16 protein-coding genes are annotated in these 18324 nt (G+C 68.4%); 9 read left to right on the forward strand and 7 right to left on the reverse strand.

Features of this window, described 5'->3' with window-relative positions; genetic code table 11:
* The first annotated feature begins 23 nt into the window (after window positions 1-23).
* The 3 genes from LYSHEL_RS01945 (at window position 24) to LYSHEL_RS01955 (ending at window position 4910) form a co-directional block, all read left to right on the forward strand.
* Window positions 24-761 carry a hypothetical protein gene (locus LYSHEL_RS01945; protein ID WP_213435361.1) on the forward strand — a complete coding sequence of 246 codons (738 nt, stop codon included), beginning with the start codon at window positions 24-26 and terminating at the stop codon, window positions 759-761.
* A 75-nt stretch (window positions 762-836) separates the two neighbouring features.
* Window positions 837-2735 carry a DNA topoisomerase IV subunit B gene (gene parE, locus LYSHEL_RS01950; protein WP_213435362.1) on the forward strand — a complete coding sequence of 633 codons (1899 nt, stop codon included), beginning with the start codon at window positions 837-839 and terminating at the stop codon, window positions 2733-2735.
* A 183-nt stretch (window positions 2736-2918) separates the two neighbouring features.
* Window positions 2919-4910: an alpha/beta hydrolase family protein gene (locus LYSHEL_RS01955; RefSeq protein WP_213435363.1), complete on the forward strand. Its 1992-nt coding sequence runs from the start codon at window positions 2919-2921 to the stop codon at window positions 4908-4910.
* A gap of 72 nt (window positions 4911-4982) precedes the next feature.
* On the opposite strand, the gene hutG is transcribed toward LYSHEL_RS01955, so the two are convergent.
* Both hutG and LYSHEL_RS01965 read right to left on the reverse strand, forming a co-directional pair.
* Window positions 4983-5765, reverse strand: coding sequence for an N-formylglutamate deformylase (gene hutG / locus LYSHEL_RS01960; protein ID WP_213435364.1), 783 nt, complete (start codon window positions 5763-5765; stop codon window positions 4983-4985).
* 15 nt (window positions 5766-5780) lie between these two features.
* Window positions 5781-7052, reverse strand: coding sequence for an NAD(P)/FAD-dependent oxidoreductase (locus tag LYSHEL_RS01965; RefSeq protein WP_213435365.1), 1272 nt, complete (start codon window positions 7050-7052; stop codon window positions 5781-5783).
* Between the two features lie 310 nt (window positions 7053-7362).
* Here LYSHEL_RS01965 and LYSHEL_RS01970 point away from each other — a divergent pair, with 310 nt between their 5' ends.
* Window positions 7363-8970, forward strand: a complete 1608-nt coding sequence (locus tag LYSHEL_RS01970; protein ID WP_213435366.1) for a M4 family metallopeptidase — start codon at window positions 7363-7365, stop codon at window positions 8968-8970.
* A gap of 69 nt (window positions 8971-9039) precedes the next feature.
* Here LYSHEL_RS01970 and LYSHEL_RS01975 read toward each other — a convergent pair whose 3' ends face one another.
* Window positions 9040-10506, reverse strand: coding sequence for a DUF418 domain-containing protein (locus LYSHEL_RS01975; RefSeq protein WP_213435367.1), 1467 nt, complete (start codon window positions 10504-10506; stop codon window positions 9040-9042).
* A 176-nt stretch (window positions 10507-10682) separates the two neighbouring features.
* Entirely contained in the window at window positions 10683-11177 is a 495-nt protein-coding gene (locus tag LYSHEL_RS01980; RefSeq protein WP_213435368.1) for an FKBP-type peptidyl-prolyl cis-trans isomerase, read from the reverse strand.
* Window positions 11178-11260: 83 nt separating this feature from the next.
* On the opposite strand from LYSHEL_RS01980, the gene LYSHEL_RS01985 reads away from it, so the two are divergent.
* From LYSHEL_RS01985 to bla, 3 genes are all read left to right on the forward strand, one after another.
* Complete coding sequence (locus LYSHEL_RS01985) at window positions 11261-11821, forward strand: C40 family peptidase (RefSeq protein ID WP_213435369.1); 561 nt, start codon at window positions 11261-11263, stop codon at window positions 11819-11821.
* A 155-nt stretch (window positions 11822-11976) separates the two neighbouring features.
* Window positions 11977-12642: a C40 family peptidase gene (locus tag LYSHEL_RS15950; RefSeq protein ID WP_244858629.1), complete on the forward strand. Its 666-nt coding sequence runs from the start codon at window positions 11977-11979 to the stop codon at window positions 12640-12642.
* Window positions 12643-12762: 120 nt separating this feature from the next.
* Complete coding sequence (gene bla / locus LYSHEL_RS01995; RefSeq protein WP_213435370.1) at window positions 12763-13647, forward strand: subclass B3 metallo-beta-lactamase; 885 nt, start codon at window positions 12763-12765, stop codon at window positions 13645-13647.
* Here the strand turns inward: bla and LYSHEL_RS02000 are convergent.
* Window positions 13641-14024 carry a GNAT family N-acetyltransferase gene (locus LYSHEL_RS02000; RefSeq protein WP_213437509.1) on the reverse strand — a complete coding sequence of 128 codons (384 nt, stop codon included), beginning with the start codon at window positions 14022-14024 and terminating at the stop codon, window positions 13641-13643. The two genes, bla and LYSHEL_RS02000, sit on opposite strands and share 7 nt — an antisense overlap.
* 71 nt (window positions 14025-14095) lie before the next feature.
* A complete protein-coding gene (locus LYSHEL_RS02005) occupies window positions 14096-15421 on the reverse strand; it encodes a dicarboxylate/amino acid:cation symporter (RefSeq protein WP_213435371.1) in 1326 nt (441 codons plus the stop codon).
* A 176-nt stretch (window positions 15422-15597) separates the two neighbouring features.
* Between LYSHEL_RS02005 and LYSHEL_RS02010 the strand changes: the two genes are divergently transcribed.
* Complete coding sequence (locus LYSHEL_RS02010) at window positions 15598-17259, forward strand: alkaline phosphatase family protein (RefSeq protein ID WP_213435372.1); 1662 nt, start codon at window positions 15598-15600, stop codon at window positions 17257-17259.
* Window position 17260: 1 nt separating this feature from the next.
* Here the strand turns inward: LYSHEL_RS02010 and LYSHEL_RS02015 are convergent, their stop codons facing one another.
* Complete coding sequence (locus LYSHEL_RS02015; RefSeq protein ID WP_213435373.1) at window positions 17261-17851, reverse strand: class I SAM-dependent DNA methyltransferase; 591 nt, start codon at window positions 17849-17851, stop codon at window positions 17261-17263.
* Window positions 17852-17892: 41 nt separating this feature from the next.
* On the opposite strand from LYSHEL_RS02015, the gene LYSHEL_RS02020 reads away from it, so the two are divergent.
* On the forward strand, window positions 17893-18312 hold the full coding sequence (locus tag LYSHEL_RS02020; protein WP_213435374.1) for a CopD family protein: 420 nt from the start codon (window positions 17893-17895) through the stop codon (window positions 18310-18312).
* Window positions 18313-18324 lie beyond the last annotated feature (12 nt).

Below are 18324 nucleotides of genomic sequence, written 5' to 3' on the forward strand. Positions count from 1 at the left end.
ACCAACCAGGGGAAAAACACACGATGTCGCGACTCCGCACTTGCGCGGCCGGCTTGCTGCTGGCCGTGCTGGCCTCGCCCGCCGCCCGGGCCGCCGAACCCGCCGCCAACCACGCCACCGCCAGCCCGGCGGTCGCCTACCAGCTCGACGAGATCATCCGCGACACGCAGCGCAGCAGCGCCTCGCCGCAGAAGATCGACCTGGTGTGGTGGCTTCCCGCCGAGTTCTGGATGGCGGCCACCGCGGCGGACAAGAAGGTCGCCGACTCCGAGAAGCAGGCGATCATCGAGCTGTTCCGCGAGTACACGGTCGTGGGCGTCGTGGTGGGCGACATGGGCACCATCGGCGTCCAGAAGTTCCGCAGCGAAGCCGAAGTGCGCGCCGACCTGCACCTGGTCGATCCCGCCGGCCGTGAATACACCGCCCTGCCCCCCGACCAGGTCGACAAGCAACTCGCGCTGATGCTGCAGATCCTCAAGCCGATGCTGGCGAGCGTGGTCGGCGAGATGGGCAACAACCTCAACTTCTACGTCTTCCCGGGCAAGGCGAAGGACGGCAAGCGCACGGCCGATCCGCTGGCCGAGGGCAAGCTGGTCGTGAAACTGTTCGACGAGACCTATCCCTTCCGGCTGCCGCTGGGCAGCGTGTTGCCCGCGCGCTTCGACCCGGCGACCGGCGAGCGCTTCCCGGGCAGCTACCGCTTCAATCCCTTCACGGGCGCGCAGCTCAACACCAGGGCGGCGCCTTCCGGCTCGCAGTAATCCGAAAACGAGCGCGGGCGCCCGGCGGCGTCCGCGCTATCCTGCGCGCCCACGTCGCCGCATCGATCGCATCGCATGAATTCGCGCTACAACGCCGCCGACATCGAAGTCCTGTCCGGCCTGGATCCCGTCAAGCGCCGCCCGGGCATGTACACCGACACCACGCGCCCGAACCACCTGGCGCAGGAAGTCGTCGACAACGCGGTGGACGAAGCCCTCGCCGGCCACGCCGACAGCATCGAAGTGGTGCTGCACGCCGACGGCAGCTGCGAGGTGTCCGACAACGGCCGCGGCATGCCGGTGGACATCCACCCGGAACAGAAGATCCCCGGCGTCGAACTGATCCTCACGCGCCTGCACGCGGGCGGAAAGTTCAGCAACAAGAACTACACCTTCTCCGGCGGCCTGCACGGCGTGGGCGTGAGCGTGGTGAACGCGCTGTCGAAGCACGTCGACGTGTACATCAAGCGCGACGGCAACGAATACCGCATGTCCTTCGCCGACGGCGACCGCGCCTCCGCGCTCGACATCGTCGGCAGCGTCGGCAAGAAGAACACCGGCACGCGCCTGCGCTTCTGGCCCGATCCGAAATATTTCGACACGCCGAAGTTCAACCTGCGCTCGCTCAAGCACCTGCTGCGCGCCAAGGCCGTGCTGTGCCCGGGCCTGGCGGTGAGCCTGTTCGACGAAGCCAGCGGCGAGCGCGTCCACTGGTGCTACGAGGATGGCCTGCGCGATTACCTGCGCGGCGAACTCAACGCCGACGGCCCGCGCGAAGTGCTGCCGCCGGATCTGTTCGTGGGCGCGCTGAAGAAGGACACCGAGATCGTCGACTGGGCCGTGGCCTGGGTGCCGGAAGGCGACCTCGTGCAGGAAAGCTACGTCAACCTCATCCCCACCGCGCAGCACGGCACGCACGTCAACGGCCTGCGCACGGGCTTCACCGATGCGCTGCGCGAGTTCTGCGATTTCCGCAACCTCCTGCCGCGCGGCGTGAAGCTGGCGCCGGAAGACGTGTGGGACCGCGTCGCGTTCGTGCTGTCGGTGAAGATGACCGACCCGCAGTTCAGCGGGCAGACGAAGGAACGCTTGTCGTCGCGCCAGGCCGCCGGCTTCGTCGAAGGCGCCGCGCACGATGCGTTCTCGCTGTGGCTCAACCAGCACACCGAGATGGGCACGCGCATCGCGCAGCTCGCCATCGAACGCGCCAGCGCGCGCCTGAAGACCGAAAAGCAGATCGTCCGCAAGAAAGTCACGCAAGGCCCCGCCCTGCCCGGCAAGCTCGCCGACTGCATTTCGCAGGACCTCTCGCGCACCGAACTCTTCCTCGTCGAAGGCGACTCGGCCGGCGGCAGCGCGCGCCAGGCGCGCGACAAGGACTTCCAGGCCATCCTTCCGTTGCGCGGCAAGATCCTCAACACGTGGGAAGTCGCCTCCGGCAGCGTGCTCGCATCGACCGAAGTGCACGACCTCGCGGTGGCCATCGGCTGCGATCCGGGCAAGGACGACATCACCGGCCTGCGCTACGGCAAGGTGATCATCCTCGCCGACGCCGACTCCGACGGCCTGCACATCGCCACGCTGCTCACGGCGTTGTTCCTCAGGCATTTCCCCGCGCTGGTCACGGCCGGCAACGTGTTCGTCGCGATGCCGCCGCTGTTCCGCGTCGACGTGGGCAAGCAGGTGTTCTACGCGCTGGACGAAGAAGAAAAGCGGTTGCTGCTGGAACGCATCGAACGCGAGAAGCTCAAGGGCGCCGTGCACGTCACGCGCTTCAAGGGCCTGGGCGAAATGAACCCGCAGCAGTTGCGCGAATCCACCATCCATCCCGACACGCGCCGCCTGGTGCAGCTCACGGTGGACGACGGCGACGAGACCCGCGCGCTGATGGACATGCTGCTGGCGAAGAAGCGCGCCGGCGATCGCAAGTCGTGGCTCGAACTCAAGGGCGACCTGGCCACGCTGGAGGTCTGACGCCACGCGGGTCGCGGCCCGCGTCGCCATGCGAATTTTTCTCGCTTCGGGCCGCCCGCGGTCCGATTCGCGACGCAGGCCCGCGACCGTTCAGGCAAGGGGCCTTCCGGCCTATTGGTCGGCGCGCGGCGAGCCGGTAACCTGCGGGCGCCTCGGGGAGAGGCTCACCATCAGGACGATTGCATGACCCGCACCCTTCTCGCGCGCTGGACGTGCGCGCTCGCCTTCGTCGCCGCGCCGGCGATGGCGCAACAGATTCCCGCTTCCGATTTCGCCCGCTACGCCGACCTCGACGAAGTCGCGCTGTCGCCCACCGGCGAATACCTCGCGCTCGCCGTGCCGTCGGTCGATGGCCACGAGACCAACCTGCAGATCGTCAAGCTGTCCGACGGCAGCACCGTGAAGACGTTGCGCTTCGGCCGCGAGTCGCACGTGATGGACGTGACGTGGACAGACGACGACGAGATCACCGTCGCGCGCGCCAAGCGCTTCCCGATGGTCGAATACAAGTCGCACATGGGCGAGCTGATGTCGACCAACCTCACCGGCGACAAGCAGCGCACGCTGTTCGCCTACACGCTGGACGAACTCACCCAGCGCGGCCGCAACAAGGACGCAGGCTCGGCGTACCTGGAAGAAGTGCTCGACAAGGAACCCGGCAAGATCCTGGTCAGCTACTACTGCTGGCAGACGATCAAGGAATGCGGCGAGAAGGCGGACACGATCGTGTTCAAGGTCGACTCGCGCACCGGCACCCGCAAGGAAGTCGAGCGCATCAAGGACGGCGACTCCGAAAGCAGCCTCGTGTTCGACCACGACGGCATCGCGCGCGTGGCGTATTCCGACAACGAGGACGGCACGCCGCACATGTCGTACCGCCCGACGCCGACCTCGCCGTGGATGCCGCTGCCCGCCTCCATCGCCGGGTACGAAATCTCCGGCGGCGTGTTCGCGCAGGACAACAACACGTTCTACGGCCGCGTCTCCGACAAGGGCGAAGCGACCCAGCTGTACAAGATCGACATGGCGGCCGGCACGCGCACCAAGCTGTTCGGCCGCGACGACGCCAGCGTCGGCACGATCCTGCTGGGTGGCCGCGCCGGCGAACCCTTCGGCGTGTCCACCACCTCGCCGAAGCCGTCCGTGCAGTACCTGGATCCGGCCTCGAAGTGGGCGCAGCTGCACGCGGCGCTGATGCAGCGCTTCAAGGGCCAGATGGTGTACTTCCTGGAGTTCACGCGCGACGACAGCAAGGTGCTGTTCTGGACCAGCGGCGACCGCCAGCCGGGCAACTACTACCTGCTCGATCGCGGCAACAACAACAAGATCGTGCAGGTCGGTTCGCGCAAGCCGTGGTTCGACGGCAAGACGCTCGCCCAGGTGCGCCCGATCGAATTCAAGACGCGCGACGGCGTGAAGCTGTTCGGCTTCTACACCGCACCGGTCGGCGGCGGCACGGGCCCGCGCCCGATGGTCGTCATGCCGCACGGTGGCCCGTACGGCCCGTCGGACGACTGGGGCTTCGATGCCTACGCGCAGTTCCTCGCCAGCCGCGGTTACGGCGTGCTGCAGGTGAACTACCGCGGTTCGGGCGGTCGCGGCGACAACTTCATGAACCAGGCGATGCGCGAGTGGGGCGGGATGATCCAGAACGACATCACCGACGGCGTGAAGTACGCGATCGACCAGAAGCTGGCCGACCCTTCGAGGATCTGCATGTTCGGCGGCAGCTTCGGCGGTTACTCCGCGCTGATGCAGCCCATCCTCAACCCCGGCATGTACAAGTGCGCGATCGGCTACGTCGGCGTGTACGACCTGACGATGCTGGTGCGCAACAAGGAATCGGAGAGCGAAGACACCGAGCGCTTCTTCGTCCGCTCGCTCGGCGAGGACACCGCGGCGCTGGCCAAGGCGTCGCCGGCCTTCCGCGCGAAGGAGGTCAAGGTGCCGGTGATGCTGGTGCACGGCAAGGCCGACTCCAACGTGCGCATGGGCCAGTTCCGCGCGATGGACAAGGCGCTGCGCGACATCGGCCAGCCGCCGGAAACCTTCCTCGCCCCGGGCGAAGGCCACGGCTTCTCCAACCCGGACAACATCACCGAGTTGTACAACCGCATGGCCACGTTCCTCGACAAGTACATCGGTCCGAACGCGACCACGGCCGCGACGCAGTAATCGCAGCGGCGCAGCAAACAAAAAAGGGCGGCCTTCGGGCCGCCCTTTTCCGTTGCACGTCGCGATGTTGCTTTACGCGATCGCCGCTTCCAGCAACGCGCGGATGATCGCCTGTGCCTTCGGCGCACGCACGGCGTCCCATGCGAACGTGTCTTCGTCCATGTACAGGCGCTGGCTCATTTCGAGCTGCACGGCGTCGATGCCGTTTTCCGGCGCGGCGTAGTGGCGCGTGATGTAGCCGCCCTTGAAGCGCCCGTTCGCGACCCAGTCGTGGTCCGGCTGCGCGGCAAGTACCGATTCCAATCGTTGCTGCAACGCAGGCGAACAACTCGCGCCGCCCGCGGTGCCGAGGTTGAGGTCGGGCAACCGGCCTTCGAACAGGAACGCCAGGTCGCTGCCGCGGATCGTGTGCCCTTCCCACAACACGACGCGACCGTGCGCGGTGCGCAGGCGCTGCAGTTCTGCCTGCAACGCGGCGTGGTACGGCGCCCAGTACGTCGCGACGCGCGCGGCGATTTCCGTTTCGTCCGGCGCCTGTCCGTCGAGATACACCGGCGCGCCCGTGAACTGCACCGCCGGGCACAGGCCGGTCGTGTTCTGCCCCGGGTACAGCGAGGTGTCGTCCCGCGGGCGGTTGAGGTCGACCACGTAGCGCGAGAAACGCGGGCGCAGGATCGACGCACCCAGCGCGCGCGCGACGTCGTACAGCCGCGCCACGTGCCAGTCGGTATCCGGCGCGGTGCGCGCGCGTTCGGTCATGCGCGCGGCGAGCGCGGCGGGGATTTCGCTGCCGTCGTGCGGCACGCTGACCAGCAGCGGCGCGGTGCCGCGTTCGAGGGTGAAGGTATCGGCCATGGCGCCGAGTCTAAGTCACGCGAATCGCACGGGGTCGTAAGGCTTCGGATCGAGCGTCGGCGCACGGCCGGTGACCAGGTCCGCGATGAGTTCGCCGGTGGCCACGCTCATGCCGATGCCCATCATCCCGTGGGCCGTCGCCAGCCACGTGCGCGAACGGCCGGGCACGCGACCGATCAGCGGCACGTCGTCGGCGCACATCGGGCGCCAGCCGAACCAGCGTTCGCGCACGAGGCGGCCGACCGGTTCGTGCAGGTATTCCGCCGCGCCGCGTTCGAGCGCGCCGAGGCGACGCGCATTGAGCGTGTCGTCGTAGCCCGAGAATTCCATCGTGCTGCCCAGGCGATAGCCGCGCTCCCACGCCGTCACGCACACCTGGCGTTCGCGCAGCACCAGCGGATGCTTCGGCACGCGCGCCGGCGGATCGTAGGTGATCGAGTAGCCCTTGCCGGGTTGCATCGCGCGCCGCAAGCCGCGCATGCCAATCGCGTCCGCCATGCGCGGCGACCACGCACCCAGCGCGCACACGACCTGCCCGGCGTCGAACGTGCCGCGCGACGTCTGCACGCGCACGCCGTTGATGGCTTCTTCCAGGTCCTGCAGCGCGCACTGTTCGATCAGTTCGCCGCCACCCGCGACGAACACGCGCGCGAGTTCATCCACGTAGCGATCCGGCCGCAGCGACGCATCGCCGGAAAAGCGCAGCGCGCCCGCCAGGCCCGGCTTCAACGCGGGCTCGCGCGCTTCGTACGCGGGGCCGTCGAATTCCTCGACCGCCACGCCCAGTTCGCGCAGCAGCGGCACTTCCGCGAGGTCGTGCGCCATCCGCCGCGCATCGCGGAAGATGTAGTCCTCGCCGGCTTCGACGAATTCGCAATCGAGTTGCTTCGCGTGCACCCAGTCGGCGAGCCGCGCGCGCGAATGGTTGAGCAACGCCGACTTCGACCGCGCGCTGGCTTCCCAGTCGCGCACGTTGCAGCGCCCGGCGAAGTGCAGCAGCCACGCCCACAGGCGCGGATCGAAGCGCGGCTTGATGTACAGCGGTGCGTCGGGCTGCAGCATGAAACGCAGCGCGGTGCCGACCATCCCCGGCGAGGCCAGCGGGGGCGCGTGGCTCGGCGTGATCGTGCCGCAGTTGCCGTGCGAGGCCCCGGCGCCGACGTGCGCGGCCTCGATCAGCCGCACGGACCGCCCGGCATCGCGCAGCGCGAGCGCGCAGGCCAGGCCGATCGCCCCGCCCCCGACCACGAGGACATCCACCGGCGTCAGGTTCGGCGTCGATTGCACTGGCTGTGGTTCCCCCTGGATGGCGCGGACCCCGTCGGTCGCCCGCCGCGCAGGATGCCAGCCCGCTTCGCGGCGGGACAGACTTGCGCAAATTGCGTGACGTGAAGCCCGCTTTCACGCGCTCGCCGGCAGCGATGCGACCGCTCATCGACCGCAGGCGACCGTTCGCCGCCAAATTCCGCGGATTGCGCAATGCAGCGTGACTTGCCCCGGCCGGCCCCGCGACGGTCGTGGCCGAAGGCGCCCACAGAGGCGCCTTCGCATGCCACGGCATGCGCGGTTTCCATTCCATTCCTCGGGGGTACTACAGATGCAGTCCACGCCACGCCTGCTGGCCGTCGCCGTCGTCCTCGCGCTGTCCGCCGGCGCCGCCGACGCGGCCAACACCAACCACCCCGCCGTCGGCCGTGCCGTCGGCATGATCGATGGCACCGCCGGAGCGGCCATCCATCGCAACGCGGCCGACGCGTTCGCGGTGAAGGATGTCGTCGTCGACCGCGACGGCACCGAACACGTCCGCTTCGAACGCACCTTCCGCGGCCTGCCCGTGATCGGCGGCGACTTCGTCGTGCATTCGCGCAACGGCCAGTTCAAGTCGGCCAGCCAGTCGCTGAAGTCCTCGGCGCGCCCGGACATGACCGCGCGCATCGGCGGCGACGAAGCCACCATCGTGGCCGGCGCCGACTTCGGCACGGGCTTCGACGGCATGCGCAACGCCACCAAGGTGATCTACGCGCGCAACGTCGCGCCGCGCCTGGCGTACGAAGTGGTCTTCTCCGGCACCAAGCGCGACCAGACGCCGACCGAGATGCATTACTTCGTCGACGCCAACAGCGGCAAGATCCTCGACAAGTGGGACATGGTGCATACCGCCAAGCCGGGCGGCGGCGGTTCGGGCGGCGGCACGCCGGCCGTGGGCACCGCGCGCACGCTGCTGTACGGCAACCTCTCCATCAACACCGCCAGCTCCGGCGGCACGTTCAACATGACCGACACCACGCGCGGCAACGGTGCCACGTACGACGCCAACAACGTCGCCTACACCACGGCCGCCAGCCGCGCGACGCTGTTCACCGACGCCGACAACACCTGGGGCAACAACACCAACGCCGACCGCGCCAGCGCGGCGGGCGATGCGCACTTCGGTGTCGCCACCACGTGGGACTACTACAAGAACACCTTCGGCCGGAACGGCATCTTCAACGACGGCAAGGGCGTGAAGAGCTACGTGCACGTCGGCCGCAGCTGGGGCAACGCGGCGTGGTACGCCAACGCGATGTATTACGGCGACGGCGGCGGCAGCATCCTGCCGCTCGTGGCGATCGACGTGGCGGGCCATGAAATGAGCCACGGCGTGACGCAGGCAACGTCGGGCTTGTCGTACTCGAACGATTCGGGCGGTCTCAACGAAGCCACATCCGACATCTTCGGCACGATGGTGGAGTTCTACGCCAACAACGCCAACGACACCCCGGACTACAAGATCGGCGAAGAGCTGTACGCGTCGAACCCGGGCGAAACCAAGGCGCTGCGCTACATGTTCAAGCCGAGCGCGGCGGACAACGGTGCCTCGTATGACTGCTATCCGGCCGGTGGACTGGGCGGCGTGGATCCGCATTACTCGTCGGGCCCGGCCAACCACTTCTTCTACCTGCTCGCGGAAGGCGCGGTCTCGCCGGCCGGTTTCAGCTACACGGCCTCGCAGCTGGTCTGCAACGGCGACACCGGCGTGACCGGCATCGGCCGCGACGCCGCCCAGCGCATCTGGTATCGCGCGCTCGACCTGTACTTCACCTCGAGCACCACGTATCCGCAGGCGCGCGCCGCCACGTTGCAGGCGGCCACGGATCTCTACGGCAGCGGTTCGGCGCAGTACAACGCCGTCGCGCGTGCGTGGAGCGCGGTGTCGGTGAACTGATCCATCGCGACACGTCGGAACGGAACGGCCCGCGCAAGCGGGCCGTTTTCGTTGGTGCGGATGCGTGCGTTACGCCGGCTGCAACCGCTGCTGCCGCATCGACGGCAAGCGCAGGTAGGTGAAGCTGCGCCACAGCCATTCCATCGGCCCGTAGCGGAAGCGCGACAACCACCAGCGGCTCACCACCAGCTGCACCGCGAACACCACCACGACGAACAACACCTGCCACGCGCGCCCCGTGCCGTAATGGCCGAGCCCGTAGCCGTAGAAGAACAGCGTGCCGACGAGTGACTGCGTGAGGTAATTGGTGAGCGCCATGCGCCCGGCCGGCGCGAACGGCGCCACCCACGCGCGCCAGCGCGAATGGAACAGCAGCACCACGACGCCGACGTACCCCAGGCACGCGGCTAGGTTGCCGAGCAGCGACAAGCCCATCGAGAACTGGAACAACGCGTCGTTCTGACCCGGCAGGTGCGTGGTGGCGATGGCGGCCGCGATCACGCTGATGCCCAGGCCCATCGGCAAGCCGAACAAGGCGAGCTTGCGGAACACATCCAGGTGCGCGCCCGGGTTGGCCATCAGCCCGCTGCGCACGAACCACGCGCCAAGCAGGAACATGCCGGTGACGAAGAACAACGCGAAGCCCACGTCCTGCGACGCCTGCTTCGGGAAATGTTCAACGCGCCACGCCAGCGCTTCGGCGTAGCTGCCCTTCGACATCACGCGCGCTTCGTTGGCGATCTCGTCGACGTGTTCCTTGCGCGCCTTCTGCGTTTCGGCGATGTCCTTGCGCACTTCGGCCTGCTTCGCGGGCGTGGCGGCTTCCGACAGCGCGACGCGATCGCGTTCCGCCTGCGGCACCTGTGGCGACAGCGCGCCGACGACCATCAGGCCCAGGCACGGCACCAGGTACAGCATCAATCCCAGGTTGCGCAGCGCCTTCAGCGGCTGGCGACGCAGCGCCCATGCGCACACGCCCAGCAGCAGCACGGGCACGCCCAGCGCAAGGAACGGTGGCCACGGCAGTTTGGCAACGCCGGCGGCCGTCAATCCGCCTAGCACCGCGCCGCACGCGATGGCGGCGACGCCGATGAACACCATCACCTTCGGCCGCGCGTGGAAGATCACCAGCAGGAACGCCGCGCCGATCGAATACGCAAAGAGGATGTCGCCCGCCCACAACAGGATGTAGTGCAGCGCACCGAACACCGCCAGCGCGAGCGTGCGGCGCACGTAGGGCTTGAAGAAATCGCGCCCGGCGAGTTCGGCGCGCGTGAGCATCACCGCGAAGCCCATGCCGAACAGCAGCGAGAACATCGTCCAGAACTTGCCGCGCACGAACACGTGCACGAACCAGCCCGCCCAGTGATCGATGCCGGTGACGCCGAGCGGCAGGCCCGCGTCGAGGTCGGCGATCGGCCGATTGAAGAACTCGACGTTCATCAGGAAGATGCCGAGCAGCGCGACGCCGCGGATCACGTCGAGCGTCACGATGCGCTCGTTGGCGGCGACCGGCGAGAAGGTGGTGGTCGACATGGACATCTCCGGATGTAGCGGCATTAGCGCACGCGGCGACGCCGTGGATCAGGGCCGGAAGTCATCGGGACAAAAGTGGGACCAGGGCCTGATCCCCGGTCCCTGGTCCCCTGTCCCGAAAAACGAAACGGCCCGCAGATGCAGGCCGTTTCGAATGTCGCTATCGCAGACGCGTATCAGTGCTCGTGGCCACCATCGCCGTGCACGTGGCCGTGCTCGAGCTCTTCCGCGGTGGCTTCGCGCACTTCGACGATGTCGACGTCGAAATGCAGGTCCTTGCCGGCCATCGGGTGGTTGAGGTCGATGTCCACCACGCTCATGCCGACCTTCTGGATCGTCACCGCGCGCGGGCCGAAGTTGGTGTTCAGCACGACCTGCATGCCCGGCTCCAGGCGCTGGTTGCCGAAATGCTTCTTCGGCACGCGCTGGCTCAGGCCTTCGCGCAGTTCGCCGTAGGCATCGGCGGCCACGACGTCGGCGCCGAAGCTGTCGCCGGCTTGTTTGCCTTCCATCGCCTTTTCCAGGCCCGGGATGATGTTGCCGTGGCCGAACAGGATGGCCAGCGGTTCGCGGTCCTTCGAGGTCTCGATGGCCGTTTCGCCATTGGCGTGCGCGGCGGCTTCGTTGACGGCGTAATGGAAACGGACGACGCGGTCTTTCTCGATCTTCATGGGGTTCGGGATTCCGGTGCGGGGCGGCGCGCAGGCCGCGGGCGCTTGTCAGCGCCGGGTGGAAGCGGCCATATTCGGCCGCGATGAAGGCCGCGCATTATCCGGGCAAGCCCACCCTCGCGCCAGCGCGCGGGCTCGCTCCTCTCCTCTTTGTCTCGATCGCACTGCTCGCCGGCTGCGGCGGGGGCGAGGCCGTGCGCCCGTCCGCGCCGTCGCACGCGGTCGCGATGCCCCGCACCTGGCCGGTGGTCACGCCCGACGACCCGGAACGCGCGAACGAAGTCCTGATGCGGGCCATCTCGTTGGTCGGCACGCCCTACCGGTACGGCGGCAATTCGCCCGAGGGCGGGTTCGACTGCAGCGGCCTGGTCGGCTACGTGTTCCGCGACATGGCCCACGTGCAGCTGCCCCGCACCTCGTCCGCCCTGGACGGCATGCAGGGTCCGCGGATCGCACCGGAACGCCTGGCCGCGGCCGACCTGGTCTTCTTCGGCAGCGGCGGGACGGTCAGCCACGTCGGCATCTATGTCGGCGAAGGGCGCTTCGTGCACGCTCCGCGCACCGGCGGCACGGTGCGCCTGGACCACCTCGACGGACCGTGGTGGCGGGACCACTACACCGGCGCCCGACGGGTCCTGCGTTGACCGCATTCATGTGAAAGCGGCTGGATTTGTTAGCGGCCATTTCCCGAAATGTGAGCAGAATCCGGTACTTGTTCACGGCGCCCTAACGGAAATTAAACCTTCACATGGTCTTCAAAGGTTAAGGTCCCCCCGGACTTCGAAACCGTGATGACCAAGTGACGACCCAGCTGACCACAGCACAAGCCGCCACCCGCTTCCTCCGGACGCGTGCTTTCCAACTTCTCTGCTGCGCCGCGCTGTGCGCGACCAGCCTTTCCGCCTTCGCCCAGGACAGCACCTCCGGTGCGCCGGCGGCGATCGCGGGTGGTTCCACCCTCGTGGCCTCCTCGGCGAACGCGTCGGTCCCGTCGACCCGCGTGCGCCCGGTGTTCGGCGACCTCGCCGAAGCCAACGGCCTCGACACCGCCGCCGTCCTCCAGGCCACCAGCAAGACCCCCGGCCTGACCGATCGCATCCAGGGCGTCCTGTCCAAGGCGATGACCCTGCTCGGCACGCCCTATCGCTGGGGCGGCGAATCCGAACAGGGCGGCTTCGACTGCAGCGGCCTGGTCGGTTACGTCTATCGCTCGGTGCTCGGCATGGACCTGCCGCGCGTCTCGCGCCAGATGGCGCAGAGCGGCGAACAGGTCGAGCGCACCGCACTCGTCCCCGGCGACCTGGTGTTCTTCGGCCTGCGCGGTCGCGTCAACCACGTCGGCATCTATGTCGGCGAAGGCCGCTTCCTGCACGCGCCGAGCCGCGGCAAGGTCGTCCGCGTGGACAACCTCGCCAATGCCTACTGGGCCGGCCGCTTCATGCAGGGCCGCCGCGTCGCGATGTAACAGACGCTGCAACGATGTCCGAAGGCCGCCGCAAGGCGGCCTTCTTCGTTCCGGGCTCCGCGCTTATTGCCGGGTTCGCGCACGCGGGCGCATGCTGCGCGGCACCTTGCCGGAGCCCGCATGACCCCCATCGCCTTCGCGGCGCGCGCGTGCGCGCTGTCGCTGCTGTCCACCACGCTCGCTGCGTCCGCGGCCGATCCGAACGCCCTGCTCCCCCAATCGGGCCGCTACGAAACCGACGACAGCTGGCGCCAGCCCGTCGCCCCGTTCCGCATCGCCGACCACACCTGGTACATCGGCACCGCGCGCATTTCCGCGCTGCTGGTCGCCACGCCCGAAGGCGCGATCGTCATCGACGGCGGCCTGCCGCAGGCAAAGGACATGCTGCTCGCGCACATCCGCGCGGCCGGCGTGGATCCGTCCGACGTGCGCTGGTTGCTCACCTCGCACGCGCACGGCGACCACGCGGGCCCCATTGCGGGCCTGAAGCGCGCGACCGGCGCGCAGATCGCCGCCAATGCCGAGACCGCGACGATGCTCGCGCGCGGCGGCACCGACGACATCCACTTCGGCGACGACATCGCCTATCCGCCCGCGCAGGCCGATCGCCTGCTGCAGGACCTGGAAGTCGTGTCGATCGGCGGGATGCGCCTCACCGCGCACTTCACGCCGGGCCACACGCCGGGCAGCACCAGTTGGACGTGGACCGACACGCGCGACGGCAAGCCGCTGCGCATCGCGTATGTCGACAGCGTATCGGCGCCCGGCTACAAGCTCATCGACAATCCGCGCATCCCGCGCATCGTCGAGATGTACAAGGGCACGTTCGCGACGATCCGCGCGTTGCCGTGCGACCTGTTGCTGACGCCGCACGCCGACGCCAGCGGCTGGACGCCGGAAAACACCAAGGCGCCGCATCCACAGCCGATGACGTGCAAGGCGTACGCCGATGCCGCGGAAGCGAAGTTCGACGCCGAGCTTGCGAAGCAGCGCGCCGCTCAGTGATCCGACAGGTGCAGGTGCGCGTGGCTGCGCACCCCGCCGGCCTCCATCACGTATTCCATGTTGACGGCGACCGGCGCGCTTTCGACGAAGCCGAATTGGGCATAGAGATACTTGGCGTCGCCGTCGGCGATCAGCGTGACGTACGCCGACGGCGGCACGTTGCGCTGCAGCCACGCATCCAGCGCCGTCATGACGCGCTTGCCCAGGCCGCGACCCTGCAGTTCCGGCACGATCGCGATGTCCACCACGGTGAAGAAACACCCGTTGTCGCCGATGATGCGGCCCATGCCGACGACCTGCCCGTCGCGCGCCAGGTGCACGCCATACAAGGTGTTCGGCAATGCGCGCGTCGCCGCTTCGCGCGACATCGGATGCATGCCCGCGGCGATGCGCGTGCGCATGTAATCGTCGATGCCGGGGAAACGCTCGACCAACACGATGTCGTCGCTCACGCGCCCTCCTTCGCCTCGTCCAGGCCCACGTTGCTCGACGCGGCGTCGTACACCGCCTGGTCCAGCAACCCGGTTTCCTTCGCGACCAGCACCGGCACCAGCATCTGCCCGGTGACATTGGTCATCGTGCGCATCATGTCGAGCACGCGGTCGATCGCGTAGAGGTAGCCGATGGTTTCCAGCGGCAAGCTCGCCGCGCTCAGCACCACCGTGGCCATGATCACCGCCGTGCCCGGCACGCCCGCGGTGCCGAAGCTGCCGATCACCGACGCGAGCGCGATCGTGAGGTACTGCCCCGTGCTGAGCTCGATGCCCGAGTACTGCGCGATGAACACCGCCGCCAGCGCCGGATAGATCGCGCCGCACCCGTCCATCTTGATCGTCGCGCCCAGCGGCACGGCGAAGGCCGCGTAATCCTTGTCGACGCCGTGGTTGTGCGTGACCGCGCGCAGCGACACCGGCATCGCGGCGAAGCTGCTCGACGCGACGAAGCCCACCTGCATGCCCGGCGCCGCGCCGCGGAAGAACTTCAGCGGATTGAGCCCGTGCGCCAGCAGCAACCCGGTGTACACGACCACGATCTGGATCAGGCACGCCACGTACAGCGCGATCACGAAGTTGCCGAGCGGCAGCAGCTTCTCGAAACCGTACGCGCCCACCAGCCCCGCGATCAGCCCGAACGTGCCGAGCGGCGTGAACTCCAGCACGAAGCGCGTGACCTGGATCATCGTCTCGTTGCATTCGCGCGCCAGCGTGCGCAGCGACGTCACCTTGTCGCCGAGCTTCACGAAGGCGAACCCGATCAGCCCCGCGAAGAAGATCACCTGCAGCACGGTGCCGTTGCTCGGGATGATCACGCTGGTGCCGTCGGCCGTCTTGCCCGCCGCCGTCGCGGACAATGCGCGGAACGGATTCTGCGGCACGATGTTGAACAACACGTCGAGCGGGCCGGGCACGTCCTTCGGGGTGTAATCGGACGCGATCGACAACGCACCGACCCCCAGCCCCGGCTTGATCACCCACCCCACCGCCAGGCCCACGCCGACCGCGAGGATCGCCGTCGCCGCGAACCAGAGGAACGTGCGCCCCGCGAGCGCGGCGATCGATTTCTGTCCGTGCAACGCGCCCACCGCGTTGATCACCGCGAAGAACACCAGCGGGATCGCGATCATCTTGATCAGGTTGACGTACACGTCGCCGAGCGGCTGGAACCAGCGCTCCGCATCCGCGCCGAACAGCCAGCCCGCCAGTGCGCCCAGCGCGAAACCGGCAAGCACGCGCTGCCAGAAGGGAATGCGGAACCACGCCGAGACCAGAGCCATCGCGAAACCAACCGGGGGACGTTCCAGGGCGGAACTCGAGGAAGCGACCTTAGCCGAGGCCGCGTGGGCGCGGCGAGTGCATCTCTGGAACGCTGGTGTGCCAAATGGCGGGGGTCGGGATTCGTGTGGTCGCGCGGGTCTCGTATGATCGGCGGCCCTTGCCCGCGGACCCCGTGATGCGCCCGATCCTGATTGCGTTGTGCACCACGCTGGCCGCCGCTTGCAGCACGACGCCCGTGGCGCGCATCGAGCGCAGCGGCAGCGCCGCACCGGCCACGCCCGCGACGACGCCGCACGCCATCGACGTCCCCGCCATCCAGCGTCCCGCCGGCGAATCCGCCGCCTGGTGGTACCGCGCGGGCGCCGCGCGCGCCGCGGCCAATGGGGCCATGTCGGGCCATGCGCGCAACGTCATCGTGTTCCTCGGCGACGGCATGAGCCTGCCCACCGTCGCCGCCGCGCGCGTGCTCGCGGGCCAGCGCGCGGGGCAGCCGGGCGAAGAGACGTTGCTCGCGTTCGAGGAATTCCCGCACACCGCGCTCAGCCGCACCTACAACACCGATTACCAGACACCCGATTCGGCCGGCACGATGACCGCGATCGCCACCGGCGCGAAGACGCGCCTGGGCGTGATCGGCATCGGGCAAGGCACGAAGCGCGGCCAGTGCCAGGACGTGGCCGCGAACACGCTGTTGAGTTTCCTCGAACTCGGCGAGAGCGCAGGCCTGTCGACCGGCGTGGTCACCACGACGCGCCTCACGCATGCCACGCCGGCGTCGGTGTACGCGCATGGCCCGGATCGCAACTGGGAAGACGACAGCACCTTGCCGGCCGCCGCTGCGGCCGCGGGCTGTCGCGACCTCGCGCGCCAGTTCATCGAAACGCGCTTCGGCGATGGTCCGGAAGTCGCGCTGGCCGGCGGCCGCGCGCGCTTCCTGCCCAACACCGCGGCCGACCCGGAATATCCGCAGCAACACGGCCTGCGCCGCGACGGCCGCGACCTCATCGCCGAATGGACGCGCGCGCATCCCGATGGCCGTTACGTGTGGAGCGCCAGGCAACTTGCCGACGCCGCCGATGCCCCGCGCCTGCTCGGCCTGTTCGAACCCTCGCACATGCATTACGACGCCGATCGCGCGAAGGACGCCGCGGGCGAACCCACGCTCGCCGAACTCACCGCCGCCGCGTTGCGCGTCCTGCAGCGCAACGACAAGGGCTTCGTGTTGCTCGTCGAAGGCGGCCGCATCGACCACGCGCACCACGACGGCAACGCGCGTCGCGCGCTGGAAGACACCGTGGCGTTCTCCGAAGCGGTGCGCACGGCGGCGAAGATGACCTCGGCCGACGACACGCTGATCCTCGTCACCGCCGACCACGCGCACACGATGTATTTCGCGGGCTATCCGCAGCGCGGCAATCCCATCCTCGGCAAGGTGAAAGGCATCAGCGGCGAAGACGCCGGCGCGGGCCCGTGGGCCGTCGACAAGCAAGGCCTGCCGTACACGACGCTCGGTTACGCGAATGGCCCCGGGCATGTCGCACCGACGCCGGGCCATGCGCGACCGGACCTGTCGGACGTCGACACCGAAGCGCTCGATTACCTGCAGGAAGCGCAGGTCCCGATGGGCGCGGAGACGCACGGCGGCGACGATGTCGGTGTGTGGGCGCGCGGTCCGGGGTCGGAGGCGGTGCGCGGCAGCGTCGAGGAAAACGTGCTGTATCACTTCCTCGTGCAGGCCACGCCGGCGTTGCGTGCGCGGTTGTGCGCAGCGGGCACGTGCAACGCAGACGGTGTGCCGGTCGAACTCCCGAAGCCCGAAGACTTCGCCCGCCCCTGAGTCAGCCGATTTCCAGCGCTGTCGCCCGCTCCACGAGCGCGGGCGACAGCCAGCAATGCGACCCCACCTGCGCGAATCCCAGCGCCGCGAAGCGCTTGCGATAGAACGCCGCCGAGCGCTGCTGGAAGTCGTGCTCGTCGCCGATCGCCTGGTCTTCGCGCGCGAAGGTTTCGAGGAACGCCACGCCGCCGCACAATTCGGCGAGACCCGGCAAGCCGCGATCCAGTTCCTTCACCGACAGGTAATGCAGCACGTCGCTGCACACCAGCAGGTCGACCGGCGCGCACGGGCGCAACATGTCGAAGTCGCCGAACTTCGCCAGCCGCAGGTTGCGCGCGCGCCCGTAGCGCGCGATCGCGTACTCGCTGGCATCGAAGCCCAGGTACGTTGCGTCGGGCCGCAGCTTGCGCAGCGGCGCGCGCCACGCGCCTTCGCCGCAGCCGACATCCAGCACCGTGCGGATCGGGCGTTCGAGGTGGTACTCGGCCACCGACACCGCCAGTGCCACCTTGCGCGCGAGGCGTGCGCGGTCGCCGATGCCGCCGTTTCGGTACCAAAGGTCGAAGTAAGCCTGGTCGTATCGTTTCTGCATCGTGCGATGCTATCGCGCATTCGCCCCGACCGAGCCACGCCATGGCCTACTTCTGGACCAAGACCGCCCACCTCGTGTTCGTGATGGCCTGGATGGGCGGCGTGTTCTACCTGCCGCGCATCCTCGTCAACCTCGCCGAAGCCGGCGACGTGCCCGCGGTGCGCGACCGCCTGGTGCTCATGGGCCGGCGCCTGTATCGCTTCGGCCACGTGATGTTCGGGCTCGCCTTCGCGTTCGGGCTGGCGTTGTGGTTCGGCTTCCACATGTCGGGCGGCTGGCTGCACGCCAAGTTGTTGCTCGTTGCGTTGATGCTCGTGCACTACACCATCGCGGGCCGCTGGCTGAAGGGCGTGGAACGCGGGCGTCCGTTGCCGTCTTCGCGCGCGCTGCGCTGGTTCAACGAGCTGCCGGTGTTGCTCCTGGTCGGCATCGTGTTCCTGGTGCTGGCGAAACCGTTCTGATTCCGCCAGCAC

The organism is Lysobacter helvus (assembly GCF_018406645.1).
Taxonomy (GTDB): Bacteria; Pseudomonadota; Gammaproteobacteria; order Xanthomonadales; family Xanthomonadaceae; genus Noviluteimonas; species Noviluteimonas caseinilytica.